The 13,107-nt window shown below is 35.2% G+C and carries 15 protein-coding genes; 11 read left to right on the forward strand and 4 right to left on the reverse strand.

Annotated elements, in window-relative coordinates; genetic code table 11:
* Positions 1 to 188: 188 nt before the first annotated feature.
* The 3 genes from HWV59_RS15705 to HWV59_RS15715 all read right to left on the reverse strand — a co-directional run bounded on the left by HWV59_RS15705 (position 189) and on the right by HWV59_RS15715 (position 2,857).
* Positions 189 to 2,246 (reverse strand): catalase, encoded by a 2,058-nt coding sequence (locus HWV59_RS15705; RefSeq protein ID WP_175639435.1) that lies wholly within the window; start codon positions 2,244 to 2,246, stop codon positions 189 to 191.
* Positions 2,247 to 2,405: 159 nt separating this feature from the next.
* Positions 2,406 to 2,660, reverse strand: coding sequence for a spore coat protein (locus HWV59_RS15710; RefSeq protein ID WP_102232646.1), 255 nt, complete (start codon positions 2,658 to 2,660; stop codon positions 2,406 to 2,408).
* 11 nt (positions 2,661 to 2,671) lie between these two features.
* Entirely contained in the window at positions 2,672 to 2,857 is a 186-nt protein-coding gene (locus HWV59_RS15715) for a hypothetical protein (RefSeq protein WP_175640087.1), read from the reverse strand.
* Positions 2,858 to 3,034: 177 nt separating this feature from the next.
* Here HWV59_RS15715 and HWV59_RS15720 point away from each other — a divergent pair, with 177 nt between their 5' ends.
* The 3 genes from HWV59_RS15720 to HWV59_RS15730 all read left to right on the forward strand — a co-directional run bounded on the left by HWV59_RS15720 (position 3,035) and on the right by HWV59_RS15730 (position 6,310).
* Complete coding sequence (locus HWV59_RS15720; RefSeq protein ID WP_407941579.1) at positions 3,035 to 4,069, forward strand: ROK family protein; 1,035 nt, start codon at positions 3,035 to 3,037, stop codon at positions 4,067 to 4,069.
* A 24-nt stretch (positions 4,070 to 4,093) separates the two neighbouring features.
* Positions 4,094 to 5,323 carry an MFS transporter gene (locus HWV59_RS15725; RefSeq protein WP_175639436.1) on the forward strand — a complete coding sequence of 410 codons (1,230 nt, stop codon included), beginning with the start codon at positions 4,094 to 4,096 and terminating at the stop codon, positions 5,321 to 5,323.
* A gap of 264 nt (positions 5,324 to 5,587) precedes the next feature.
* Positions 5,588 to 6,310, forward strand: a complete 723-nt coding sequence (locus HWV59_RS15730; protein ID WP_175639437.1) for a ZIP family metal transporter — start codon at positions 5,588 to 5,590, stop codon at positions 6,308 to 6,310.
* Between the two features lie 385 nt (positions 6,311 to 6,695).
* On the opposite strand, the gene HWV59_RS15735 is transcribed toward HWV59_RS15730, so the two are convergent.
* On the reverse strand, positions 6,696 to 7,760 hold the full coding sequence (locus HWV59_RS15735; RefSeq protein WP_175639438.1) for a DUF5105 domain-containing protein: 1,065 nt from the start codon (positions 7,758 to 7,760) through the stop codon (positions 6,696 to 6,698).
* Between the two features lie 431 nt (positions 7,761 to 8,191).
* Here HWV59_RS15735 and HWV59_RS15740 point away from each other — a divergent pair, with 431 nt between their 5' ends.
* From HWV59_RS15740 to HWV59_RS15775, 8 genes are all read left to right on the forward strand, one after another.
* Positions 8,192 to 8,566: a DUF5082 family protein gene (locus HWV59_RS15740; protein WP_175639439.1), complete on the forward strand. Its 375-nt coding sequence runs from the start codon at positions 8,192 to 8,194 to the stop codon at positions 8,564 to 8,566.
* A gap of 15 nt (positions 8,567 to 8,581) precedes the next feature.
* Entirely contained in the window at positions 8,582 to 8,857 is a 276-nt protein-coding gene (locus tag HWV59_RS15745; protein WP_102232653.1) for a DUF5344 family protein, read from the forward strand.
* Positions 8,858 to 8,872: 15 nt separating this feature from the next.
* The gene (locus tag HWV59_RS15750; protein WP_175639440.1) at positions 8,873 to 10,201 is read left to right on the forward strand and encodes a ribonuclease YeeF family protein; all 1,329 of its coding nucleotides are present in this window, start codon (positions 8,873 to 8,875) and stop codon (positions 10,199 to 10,201) included.
* A 42-nt stretch (positions 10,202 to 10,243) separates the two neighbouring features.
* Positions 10,244 to 10,960: a hypothetical protein gene (locus tag HWV59_RS15755; RefSeq protein WP_175639441.1), complete on the forward strand. Its 717-nt coding sequence runs from the start codon at positions 10,244 to 10,246 to the stop codon at positions 10,958 to 10,960.
* A gap of 1 nt (position 10,961) precedes the next feature.
* Positions 10,962 to 11,237, forward strand: coding sequence for a DUF4176 domain-containing protein (locus tag HWV59_RS15760; protein WP_407941580.1), 276 nt, complete (start codon positions 10,962 to 10,964; stop codon positions 11,235 to 11,237).
* A 96-nt stretch (positions 11,238 to 11,333) separates the two neighbouring features.
* A complete protein-coding gene (locus HWV59_RS15765; protein ID WP_175639442.1) occupies positions 11,334 to 12,095 on the forward strand; it encodes a hypothetical protein in 762 nt (253 codons plus the stop codon).
* A gap of 187 nt (positions 12,096 to 12,282) precedes the next feature.
* Entirely contained in the window at positions 12,283 to 12,429 is a 147-nt protein-coding gene (locus tag HWV59_RS15770) for a BH0509 family protein (protein ID WP_142385660.1), read from the forward strand.
* A 159-nt stretch (positions 12,430 to 12,588) separates the two neighbouring features.
* Entirely contained in the window at positions 12,589 to 13,065 is a 477-nt protein-coding gene (locus tag HWV59_RS15775; RefSeq protein ID WP_175639443.1) for a glutathione peroxidase, read from the forward strand.
* Positions 13,066 to 13,107 lie beyond the last annotated feature (42 nt).

Here is a 13,107-nt window from a genome sequence, read left to right on the forward strand (position 1 = left end):
ACAAACGCTCGCTTTCTTCGTTACTCACCTTGCTGCGGTGCTCATTACCAACCCCGGTAACTCCGCTCCTCACAAGGCTTCGTGCCTCGAAAGCAAGCGTTAGCAATCAGTCTGAAGGGCTAGCGATTTTTACTTTGTCTACAAACTGAACAGAGGCATAAGCCTCTGTTTTTTAGATGTATCCACTTTTATTTCCTTTCCCAAAACCGCTTCTTCGCAATAGCTTTGACAAAATCGTCACCAAAGTTCTTGTTTGTTCTGGCAAAGAATACTCCTGCTAAATTATTTTGCTCTGATGGTTGAATAAACGCCTCCCCTGTCGTTGCAATACCAATTGGTTTAAAGTGCTTATATGTTCCGTGAATAAATTGAGTAACTTTACTATTGAAAAATCGTTGATTGTCAGTTTGCCCCCCAACAACATATAGCGAGTCATGAAGAACATCGTGTGTTGAAAGAAATGTTTTCGTGACTGCTATTTTGGTACCATCTGCTCCAGTTACAGTCCCAAGCTGTTCACTAACCGTTTCAATAAACACACCATGTTGACGGAGAATTTCAAAAACATTCAAAACTTCTTTGTCATTAAACCCATTTCCGATCAAAACACCTACTGTTAATGTATGTGGATAGTGAGGAGTATTCTCCTGACTAAGTGCAGGTGAAGAGGCTGTAACGGGCACATGATCTCCTTTTGGAGGATTTACCCCAACATTTTCAGCAATTGTCTTCGCCATTTCTTTATCAACATTTACGTACATATCGACAACTTGCTGACGTACAGACTTGTTTTTTACACTAGCAAGTTCAAAGCTAAAAGCATCAATAATGTGCATTTTCTCAACAGGAGACATGCTGTTCCAGAATAATCTTGCATGGGAGAAGAAATCTTTGAAAGAGTCACTACTTGCTTTTACCTTGAAACCTTCTACTTTCTCTGAATAGTGCTCATATCCGCCTTTATCCGGACTGGTTGGACCTGGTGTGTTGTTGGCAATAGAATTCCTATAATAGTTGACTTGATCCACATCAATTCGAGTTCTGTTAAATCCTTGTCTCTGGTTATTATGAAATGGACAAAGGGATTGGTTGATCGGGAGCTCCTGGTAATTTGGTCCGCCAAGCCGGTGCAGCTGTGTCACTTTATACGTGAATGTTCGACCTTGTAGGATCGGATCATCTGTAAAAGCAATTCCCGGTACTACATTTGTCACATCAAATGCAACTTGCTCTGTTTCAGCAAAAAAATTATCGACATTTTTATTCAAAGTCATCTTGCCAATTATGTCTACTGGAACAATTTCCTCTGGCCAAAGCTTTGTAGGATCTAGCACATCAAACTCGAATTTGTGTTCATCCTGTTCCTCAATCATTTGGACTCCCAATTCAAAAACAGGATATGCTCCCCGATCTATAGCATCCCATAAATCCCGTCGGTGGAAATCCGGGTCCACTCCACCAATTATTTGTGCCTGCTCCATATCTAATGAATGGACACCAAGAATCGGCTTCCAATGAAACTTAACAAAAGTTCCTTTTCCTTCTTCGTTTACAAATCGAAATGTGTTAATTGCAAAACCTTCCATCATCCTCCAGCTTCGTGGAATAGCTCGATCTGACATCGCCCACATCACAAAATGAGCGGATTCCTGATTATTTGCAACAAAATCCCAAAAATTATCATGCGCTGCAGATGCAGTTGGCATTTCATTATGTGGTTCAGGTTTAAGTGCATGCTGAGAATCAACAAATTTAAACGCATCAAAAAGAACGAAAATAGGAAATTGGAGGCCTAATAGATCATAATTTCCCTCTTCCGTGTAAAACTTGACAGCAAAGCCTCTTATATCACGCGCTGTGTCCATTGAGCCTCTCCCACCCTGTACGGTTGAAAACCGAACAAAAACAGGTGTAGAAAGTCCAGGTTCTTGTAAGAAACCTGCCCTTGTATACTTTTTCATCGATTTATAGCATACAAATTCACCATGAGCCCCTGCACCCCTTGCATGAACAACTCTCTCTGGTATACGCTCCTGGTCAAAATGCATTTGCTTTTGAAAAAAATGAAAATCCTGCATTAATACCGGACCACGTTCTCCAGCCTTTAAGGTCCTATCATTATTTGCGACCTTAAGTCCTTCATTGGTCGTTATACTCTTACCGGCATTTTTTATACGATATTTATCAAGCTGTTCACTCTTCTTATTTTGATTATCTTTCTTGTTGTTTCTAGAGGACTTATCCATATGTAATCACCGCCTCGGTAGTATTCAACCACTAATTTATATGTATTTCATTTGGTTATAGACCTCTTCCTACAATTTTAGAGAAACTCCATGAAAATAAAAAGGAACATTCCAACCAACACAAAATTGTGTGGTGAAATGTCCCTTTTGACTGCTTTTTTAACTTCCTTGCTGAAATTGTTGCTTTACTTCCATAACATCTTGTTGTTCAGCTTGTGAAGCTGGTTTGTAATAATTACGTTGAACAGCTGCTTGGTATACTTCCCATTGTTTTTGTTCATCACTATTACGGATTTGGATTAACGTATCTCGTAATTGTTGATTGTTACATTGAGCAATAATTTGTGCATAGCTTGCCAGACTGGAGTTTAAATTTGATAAGTAATCTGAGACCATATCCTTTTCTTGTAGCATGATTTGTCCTCCTATCCTAAAAATGACATTAATTGTTGTTTTGTTTGTCTTGCACTGTTTGCGTGGTTTTGAAGCATCGCTTTAATTTGTGGATCTTGACATTGCTGCGCATATGTATCAAGCTTTGTTGCACAAGTTTCATGTCCACCGATTAAGTGTCGAAGGTGTTGAAGCTCAAGTTCATTTAAATTCACGATTTTCCCCTCCTTTCCTCTCTTATAATGTGTGCTTTTCTGTTCCTTTTCATGTAAAAATTGTTGTATTAGCATGATGTATAATTCCATTGTTTTCAAAAACTTTATATGATATAGTAATCACGACTTATTAAAGAACTTTATAAAGTAGTTAAAAAAGTGTTTAAGGTGTTGATGTTTGTGGATGAATTAATAGCTACTCCAAAAGCAATGAAAAAGATCATCCTCCGTGGTATTCGTAAAAATCTGTTAGAACTTGGAAGTGCAACAAAGCTTGAGCTAAGCAATATATTAGAAGTTAGTCTCCCGACAATAAGTAAATTTTTGGCGCAGATGGAGGAGGATGGCGAAATTCGAACAATCGGATTAGATGAGTCCAGTGGTGGACGACGAGCAAAAAGATTTACATACAATCCAGAGTATTCCTTAGGTCTTGCTATTTTTTTAGAGAAATCAGAAACGAATTATTCCATTTTTAATTGCATTGGAGAAATAAAAAAACAGGAAAAAGCACCGAGTGTATTAGTGGATGACGGATTACGTTTATTAACTACGTTCATTGAAGATTTAATAACCACCTATCCAAAAATCAGTTCTATAGCCATTGGCGTTCCCGGGTCTGTTGAAAATGGAAAGATCTTTTATATACCTGGGTATGAGCAGTTTCAACATTTCGATTTAAAAGCGTATTTCGAGGAACATTTTTCTATACCTGTTGTGATTGAGAACGATATGAATGCTGCCGTTCTTGGATATCACAACACGAGAGGAATGAAAGACAATCAATCACTAATATACTTGTATTCTGGTCAAAATGGTCCTGGTGCAGGGATTATGATTAATGGTGATGTGGTGCGTGGAAGTACATTTTTCTCTGGAGAAATTTCTTTTGTCCCAATGTACGATGACCGTAACTTTCGACAAGCTTTAGAAAATGGTAACGGCTCTAAAAAAATAGCAATCAATAAAGATGATGAAATGGACGCAATTAGTAGATTAATAGCCACATTTGTTGCGATCATTAATCCTAAAACGATCATTTTTTGTAACGATGAAATGGATGATATGAGTTTAGATAAAGTTGCCAAAGGCAGCTCTGAATACATTCCATCTGAACATGTTCCAAAACTTACTACGAGTAATTGGGAACAAGATTATTTAGACGGACTACAAAGTCTCGGACTTGATCTAATGCTTAGTGGAACAACCATCTAAAATATAGAAAGTCGAGGGTTATTTATGGCAACATTCCTTTTAGTCATCATTTATTTGGCTTTTATAAGCTTAGGTCTACCTGACTCTTTGTTGGGAGTAGCGTGGCCTGTTATGCAAACGGACTTCAATGCCCCACTTGAGACTGCTGGATACCTTTATATGGCAATTGCCGGATGTACCATTATATCCAGCATTGTTAGTGGAAGATTACTTAAACGATTTGGAACAGGCAATGTTACATTTGTCAGTTGTCTCATGACTGCATGTGCATTGCTCGGATTTCACTTTTCTCCATCCGTTATTTGGTTATTTCTATGTACGATTCCTCTTGGATTAGGTGCAGGAGCAGTTGATGCGGGATTAAACGATTATGTCGCAACACATTACAAAGCACATCATATGAGTTGGTTACATAGTTTTTGGGGAGTTGGAGCTACTCTTGGTCCTATCTTAATGGCTCAGTTCATTTCAGGACAACATTCTTGGAAAAATGGCTATCTTACCATTGCAGGTATTCAATTTCTATTAGTCATCATCCTTTTACTTACTTTACCATTGTGGGGCAAAGTTACTAAAAGTCGTTCTGCCGCCTTAAGCGAAGAGCCAGTAGATACAACAGATTTTTCAAAACAACATGAGGAAAATGAAAAAATAAAACCCTTACAAATTAAAGGTGTTAAACTAGCCTTACTATCTTTTCTGTTTTATTGTGCGGTTGAAGCCACAATGGGTCTTTGGGGAAGTAGTTTTTTGGTAGAAGTAAAAGAGTTACCGGCTGGGGTTGCTGCACAATGGGTTTCCCTTTATTACGGAGGAATTACAGTTGGAAGATTTATTACTGGTTTTATTACCTTTAAAATGAATAATCTAACTCTTATTCGAACAGGTCAATTACTAGCACTTGCAGGTGCCGCCCTTCTTTTTCTGCCATTACCATCCATTTTCTCGCTTATAGGATTTATTATGGTGGGCTTAGGATTAGCCCCAATATTTCCTTGTATGCTGCATGAAACACCTGCTCGTTTTGGCAAGAAGCATTCCCAAACGATTATGGGCTATCAAATGGCTATTGCTTATACAGGCAGTACATTTATGCCTCCACTTATTGGTTTCATTGCGGCGCAATCGACTATCGGGATCTTCCCTGTTTGTATTGTCGGTTTTGTAGTCGTTATGTTTTTATGTTCTGAGAAATTGAATCACTCACTTAAAAAGACATTAGTAATTACAAAAAGTACTAACTCGACAATTTGATGTTTCAACATGATTAAGATGAACCTCAATTCCCTTGAATCCTGAGGTTCATTTATCTCTCTTCTTGATTTATTATTCACAATCAGTACTTCCCAATGTTGTTCATTTTCACGAATAATCAAATACACCACTTATTATGCTCAAATATATTTGATCTTTTCCAAGTTTTCAATAAACGTGTTCAGGGCATTCCTCCTTTTGACTTAACATTTTTCTAACAGGACTGACATAGGATATATCAATTACCTTATCGGAGGAAGATCTATGTCCCTATTACCTATCCTTATTTCCTCACTTTGTACAAGCATTGGAGCAATTCCCGTACTATTTATAAAAAACCTATCTCATAAAGGAAAAGATGTAACATTAGCTTTTACAGCGGGTATCATGGTTGCCGCTTCATCCTATGGATTGATTCCGTCTGCCTTAAAACTCTCAAGTTTGACGACTCTGGTTATCGGGATATTAATCGGTACGTTTGTTCTTACATTAATAGAAAGTATCATTCCTCACACTGACCTGGATCACACCAATCATTCGGTAGGACATGCTCATGTGATGTTGTTTATGATCGCTATGTCCATTCATAATTTTCCTGAAGGACTCTCTGTAGGGATTTCGAATGTGGGTCATAACCTGGAGGTTGGTTCTCTCGTTGCCTTTGCCATTGGATTACAAAACATACCCGAAGGCTTTTTGGTTGCTTTATTCTTAGTTACGCAGGGAATTAGTCGATTGAAGGCAATCTTGTACTCAGCTGTAACGGGCTTAATCGAATTATTTGCGGGAATCATTGGACATTTATTTGGTGAATTCTTTCAGCCTATTGTTCCATATGGATTGGCTTTCGCTGCTGGTTCCATGTTATTTGTTGTCTATAAGGAATTAATTCCCGAAAGTCACGGGGATGGTCATGAAAGAGCTTCTACAATTACCTTTATCTTTGGATTTATTACGATGATATGTTTAACAGAGTTTTTTAGATGAAAATTCACATATAATAAATGACCCCCAAACAACCTTTGAGGGTCTATTTTATTTATAAAGGCATTTGTTCTCCCTTAGCAGTTATAAAAGTTAAATTTTCGGCCAATTTTACCTTTTTCTCAACGATACCCATAATGCCCCTTGCTGATTCTTCGGGTGTTCCTGTTGCTTTATCTCCACCCATATCTCGTTTAGCATTTGATTGAAAGCGCCTTTGCTTATATAGAAAGATATATTCTCCATGAGTGCAAGTTTTTCCTATACTATTATAAAAAAGAAAACCTACCTTTTTTGAAATACATTTACTATTAAGAAAATAGTATCCGATCAATTAAGGTAGGTTTTCTTCTATTATATTAGATTATTTACTTTACTAAATGGAATCTCAATAAAACTTCACAAACGGAGAAGCAATTTCTTCCGATCGATAATCATTTGGATCGATCTTCCATTGATTTTCCCCATGTTTCACCATTTGTATTTCAATAACGACTTCTTCAGCCGTTTGTACGTTTTTGAACTCATTTGACATTTTTTCAAATACAAAGTTTAATGCTTCTGCCTCAGTTGCATTTGAATTTGATGTGATGTATTTTTCCATTTCCTGCTGCAGTACAGGTTGTAAGGAAGGAACATCAAGTGGTTTCCCCTTTAACTCAACAATCGCTTTATCGCCACTGCTTGTTTTTGTGACGGCTGTTGCGCCAACTTTTTCTTTAAAAGCAGATTTCATGGAATTAACTAAGTTAATCACAACTTCCTGATCAATTTCATCTTCAGACATATAAGTTGTACTTGTGAAGCCTTCCATAATCGCAGCATCAAATTCTTTTAGAAGTGTATCTTTCTTTTCACCTGTTAATTTTTCAAATCGTGGATTATCAACATTATAAAATAAAATATCTAAGTATGCTGATAAAGCTTTTGCAGGGTCTTGTAATCTATCAGCTGTTTTTAATAGCTTTTCATCGGCTCCATTTATATCGATTTCAATTGGATCCTGTTTTTCGTCACCATATGATATTGGAGTGTACACAAGCTGATATTTTTCACCTTTATCTACAACATAAAATAAACTTCCCGTCACCTTCTTACCTTCCGTTAGACGAGTATAATCCAACTTTTGCTTATAATCCTCAGGCTCACCTTCAGTCGCTTTTGTATCCCCTTGGTACAGAGTGAAACTGGATGGTTCAATATCGAGTGTTTCTTTTAGTTTATTCGTCATCGCGATATCAACCTTAAGAACAAGTTGATTCTCGTTCACACTATCATACTCGGATGGGAGAACATATTCAACTTTATCAACAGCAATCTCCACTGAATCAGATGATCCTGCAGCGCTTTTCCCATCTTCTTTTTCCTTACTTGTCGTTGAGGATGAACAAGCTGAAGCCAGTATCATGACGATCAGTAAAGAAAACACTATGCTAATTCTTTTTTTAATCATTTTTCTCCTCCTAGATGAATCTTCATAAAAACACAACATCCATTATTCTAAAGAGAAATTCCTGGATTTGGAATAGTTATAATTTACCAAAATGAATGTATTGTAGTTCCAAATACCTTTTGATACGAAATATTCCAGATACTAAAATAATGATTATCTCCTAATATATTAGAAACAGACGTAAATACTCAATATTTATAAATATCTCAATATTCTTTGTATGATTAAGGCATTCACTCTAATCACATTATTTGGAGTTTTCTACTACTTTTGTCACACCAGTACCAACCTATATACCTATTCATTTATCTTAAATAATTTAGACATTTGTGTATTTTATCTTATTTTTTAATGATCACCTTTTTACCAATACTTTCATCAGCTAAAATGGAAATGTTAGGATAAATTCTTTGATAAAGAGGTGTGATCAAGTGGCTTCACTTTCCACTTTATATAACAGGCTATATGCAAAGCAGGAACAACTTCAACGGCTGACTGCTATTGTTCCAGATCTTGATCAAGCATATAGTGACTATGCCGTAAATTTAAAGAACAGTATGGAACCTGCCTTAACTTCAAAAACATGGGCTGGAAAAATCGCCAAAAGCTTCGATGATGCTCGCGAAGCTGAAATACAAACTAATTACCAAACTATTATAAGTCAGCAATTTCCTCTCTTATTCGCAGTACTCGATAATAAAATTGTAGAGTTACAAAATGATATCGATTCCCTTTACGATGCCATTTCACGAGCCGAAGCAGAAGCTGAGGAAAGAAGGCAAAGAGAAAGAGAGAAAAGTAGATAAAGGACGTGGAAATAAATGAGTAAAGAAATTAAAGTTAACTACGAAGAAGTCGAGACATCCTTAGATAAATTAAAAAATTCTGCTTCTCAACTATCAGCAACGGCTAAAGACATTACCGGCAGTAACAAACTTGATGTTGTTAACAAACTCATTACACTAAATGAAGGCTTACAAACTCTTTCTCTCACCTATAAAGAGCAATTACTTTCAAATATTGATGCAAGCAAACAATCGATATCAGCATTAAAAGAAGCTGATGAAGAACTGTCTTCAACGATAAAACAGAAATAAGGAAGGAAAACGAAGATGAAAACCTTAGATGTTAAATCCTTATTATCAGGTATCGATGGTACGATCCAAACCATCAATGATCATCAGGATCAAATCAATCAACTCGCAACAGATTTAAAATCATTCCTTTCAATTGGTGATGCTTTTTCTGGAAAAGGTGCTGATGCAATCAGAGCTTTTTATGAGGAATGTCATGTTCCCTTTCTTCTTTTTTATGATCAACTACTAGTTAAATATCGTCGTGCGTTAAACGGAATGAAGGACGCTTACCCTGTTGTTGAACCTGAGGAAAATGGTTTCGTCTCTCAGGACTTTTTGGAAGTTGACTTAACAACCGGTTTAAACACTTTCAAAAACGATACTGTTAGTATGACTGACAATGTAAACGAAATCGTAAATAAAGTTAGCGACATTGTTTCACTTCCAAAATTAAATGATGATGACGTGATTAAAGGAATTGACTATGTACATAAAAAAATCACAAATACTATAGAAGATCTTGAAGACTTTGATGTAAATCAAACGAAAGAACTGAAAGAAATAGAAGAAGATATGACTACTCTCATAAATTACATAAATGAAATTGCCTCTATGTTTAAAGGTGGAAAAATTTCTGTTAATACATCAGATCTGAATAGGTTTAGGGAAACGGAGAGTTTTATAAAGTTACAAGAAGAGGTAAATAAAAAAGATTGGTCAAATTACTCAATTTCATCAACACCATCTATCTTAGTCGATGGTTATACAGCTTTTTCTTCAATTGGAAATTCCTTTGGTACCCTTTCTGAGGGAGCTGCCCTAACTGAAACAGCTTATGTAGTAAAACGGCATGGTGTTAGAATAGATGTTACTGATCAGGATGTTCGAGTAAAAAATGGCAAGTATATAGGGATAAAAGGTAAGGTCTACCATAATAATTACATAGATTCACAAGCTAAATTAGGCAATTCACTTGAAATTGCTAATAGAGTCCGGCCTTCCGCTGCCGTTACTTCTGCTTTTAAAAGCAAGCTAGGTATTGCGGGAATAGCAGTAACTGCTGGGGAAAATGTTTATAAAAACATTGAATCAAATGCATCGACATCCAAAGTTGTCGGTGATGCAATAGTTGATGTTGGTTTAGGAGCTGTATCCTTGGCTGGAGGTGCTGCTGTAGTTGCTGCTGTTGCGGCGGGGGGTGCAATTCCCCTACTTGGAGTTGCAGCAATTGGATTTTTTGCATCAACTGCAACAGCGTATATACTAGAAGGAGTTAAGTTTGGGAAAGGCGAAAAGACAGTTTCCGATACAATTAAAGACGGTGTTCAAAGTGGTATAAAAACTGTAGCGGGTTGGTTTGATTAATTGGACTAAAAGCTTACTACTGCTAACAAAGGGAGTTACTATATGTTTGAAATAAATAAAGAACTAAAACGCAATAATTTACCTGATCATATAAGAGAAGGATTGGCACCGTTACCTGTTCAACAAATAAAGTTTGTAATTGGTGTCTTAACATTCTTTTTACTAGATATTCTCATACTGATCCCCCTTCTTTTTCCTACTTACAAAATTGTATTATATATTACGATACCATTAATGGTTATGATTAACTTATGGGCATTTTCTCTACTTTTTAGAAAGCGAGAGAATATACAAATGGAATCACTTTTATTCTTAGGCTATCTAGGAATTGTAGGATCGTTTAGTTATTTTGTACTTGGTATGAAATATAATTATATGGTCGGAATAAAGTCTCCTATCTATTATATTTCTATGTTTTTAATCTATTTATTAATAAATTTTCTCTTTTTTAGAAATGAACATAAGAAGTATTCTTCACTCGAAGTAAAAGGTAAAAAGAAGACTCCTGCTTGGCAATTTGGTTTGGCATTTATCGCACCAAGTGCAGGATATATATTTGCTCATTATCTAATTGGGTTGGGCTCTTTTTTAGAGCTTTCCATTATGTCTGTCATATACTGGGGGATATCCATAACTTATATATTTATTTTTGCAAGAAGTTTTCATAAGTACTTTTTCATTAAAAAAAATATTCACCTCGTTCGATTTGCGAATAAAGAATTAAATCAAAAGCTAAATGCTAAAAAGGTAGGTAATTAAATTGAATGAAACTTTACTCTCAAATGGTTCTATTGTTTTACTAAAAGGCGGAAATATTAAACTCATGATTTATGGAAGAAAACAAGTACTCCTCACAGAAGATGAGCGTAATGGAAAATTGTATGATTACCTCGCTGTCCCTTTTCCAGAAGGCTTTATGTCTCCAGAATACACCTACGTATTTAACCATAAAGATATTGCTGAAGTTATTTTTAAAGGGTTTGTTAATGAAGAAGAAGAAGACTTTCAATCAGTATTGATTAATGCTAAGCAGTAGCGTTAAAAACATCGAAGCCTTAGGTTTACTAAGGCTTTATATTACTTAGTAACTGAAAGTTTAAGCGGTAAGATAATAACGGAGGCTTTACCTTGTATGCTTAAAATTAACATTAATAAAAAAACCAGCAGTTTGCCAGACCATATTGAAGAAGGATTATCTCCTCACATAGGATTTCTATCAATTAAAGAAACAATTTGGGTTTCAACTTTTTTATTGTTAGATGTTCCTTTGGCATGGCCTGTATATATTTTATTCCAAAGTTCCCCTTTATTGTTCTATTCTTTTCTACTGCCGCTTGTTGGATTACACATTTGGGCCTTTCGTTTACTAATTAAGAATAAGAAAAACACTCAAATGGAATTCCTTCTTTACATTGGTTTTTTAGGCTTAATTGGATCCTTTCTTTTAACTTTATTAATATTGATTATTCAATTTTACATAGGGTTAACATCGCCGTTTTATTTACTTATTTTGTTCCTACACTATTTGTTTTCTATCTATTTGTTCTTTATAGCAGAACATAAAAAATATTCGTCATTTGACATCCCTAAAAGAAAGAAAATTCCACATTTATATTGGTATGTAACATACATAACACCATTGACTCTTTGTATACTTGCTAATTTTATAATGGGTCCATACCCAGCATTCCTTTTTGGTTTGATTTCATTCTTTATATTCTGGACATTTGCTATTGTTTTTATTTTATTTATGACCAATAGCTTTCACAGATACTTTTTTATTAAACAAAACATATATCATGTTCGATTTGCAAATAAGGCCCTTAACAGAAAGTATCGAGAGTTAAAAAAAGCAGAACAACAAGCTGAAAAAGAAAGAAGTACAATTAGGTAACTTTTTTTAATATGGCTTTCTCGACCAATCTCCCCTTAAATAACCAATCCATATTATTTCTGGAAAAATCATCTCAATTTGATATTTGTTTAATATCAAATTGAGATATATAATAAAATCAAGAAGTTCAGAAGAACGTTTTAACAAACTAACAATTGATACTTCTGATATTTAAGGAGGATTAAACATGAGCCAATTAGCGAGAGAATCTAAAGTGAAGGCATTATTAGCAAAGAAAAAATTCAATGAAAAAGAAGTCTCAGAAATGTCTGATTCACAGATCGAGTATTATCACTGGCTCTATTTTGTAGATTCTGTATACGACTATATGTAAAAACTATAAACTATAAATTGACAAAGCTTTTGTACCTCGTACAAAAGCTTTTTTATTTGTAATCAAACTTGCTTGAACACAAAAATATTGAAGAATCACTTTTAATTTGCTACAATTAAATTGCGCACAATTTAATCTATTCTATTAGGAGGAAATTTTGTGAAAACCGTATATGACTTTACTGTAAAAAAACCAAATGGTGAGGAAAAATCATTAAAAGAATTTGAGGGGAAACCATTATTAATTGTCAATACCGCGAGTAAATGCGGGTTAACAAAACAATTTAGTGGACTTCAAGAACTGTATGATCGATATAAAGATGAAGGGCTCGAAATTCTAGGATTCCCTTGTAGCCAATTTAATGATCAAGAGTTTGACAATATTGAAGAAACGACTCAGTTTTGTCAGTTGAATTACGGTGTCTCCTTCCCTATGTTTGCAAAAATTGATGTAAATGGTGAAAATGCAGATCCTCTCTTTTCACACCTGAAGGATCAGAAAAAAGGTTTACTTTCTAAAGAAATTAAATGGAATTTCACTAAATTTCTCATCGATAAAGACGGTCAGGTAGTAAAAAGATATGCCCCAACAACAGAGCCTGAAAAAATAGATAAAGATATTAAAGAACAATTGTAATATCTTCTTTGATTCACCAAATAAGCAGAGAGTTAATCTCTG

Source organism: Metabacillus schmidteae, assembly GCF_903166545.1.
In the GTDB taxonomy this organism is placed as follows: domain Bacteria; phylum Bacillota; class Bacilli; order Bacillales; family Bacillaceae; genus Metabacillus; species Metabacillus schmidteae.

What these genes read in the sequence shown, in the direction of transcription:
- HWV59_RS15705 (WP_175639435.1), bottom strand. Translation starts at nt 2,246, where the DNA reads ATGGATAAGTCCTCTAGAAACAACAAGAAAGATAATCAAAATAAGAAG.
- HWV59_RS15710 (WP_102232646.1), bottom strand. Translation starts at nt 2,660, where the DNA reads ATGCTACAAGAAAAGGATATGGTCTCAGATTACTTATCAAATTTAAAC.
- HWV59_RS15725 (WP_175639436.1), top strand. Translation starts at nt 4,094, where the DNA reads ATGGCAACATTCCTTTTAGTCATCATTTATTTGGCTTTTATAAGCTTA.
- HWV59_RS15730 (WP_175639437.1), top strand. Translation starts at nt 5,588, where the DNA reads ATGTCCCTATTACCTATCCTTATTTCCTCACTTTGTACAAGCATTGGA.
- HWV59_RS15735 (WP_175639438.1), bottom strand. Translation starts at nt 7,760, where the DNA reads ATGATTAAAAAAAGAATTAGCATAGTGTTTTCTTTACTGATCGTCATG.
- HWV59_RS15745 (WP_102232653.1), top strand. Translation starts at nt 8,582, where the DNA reads ATGAGTAAAGAAATTAAAGTTAACTACGAAGAAGTCGAGACATCCTTA.
- HWV59_RS15750 (WP_175639440.1), top strand. Translation starts at nt 8,873, where the DNA reads ATGAAAACCTTAGATGTTAAATCCTTATTATCAGGTATCGATGGTACG.
- HWV59_RS15755 (WP_175639441.1), top strand. Translation starts at nt 10,244, where the DNA reads ATGTTTGAAATAAATAAAGAACTAAAACGCAATAATTTACCTGATCAT.
- HWV59_RS15765 (WP_175639442.1), top strand. Translation starts at nt 11,334, where the DNA reads ATGCTTAAAATTAACATTAATAAAAAAACCAGCAGTTTGCCAGACCAT.
- HWV59_RS15770 (WP_142385660.1), top strand. Translation starts at nt 12,283, where the DNA reads ATGAGCCAATTAGCGAGAGAATCTAAAGTGAAGGCATTATTAGCAAAG.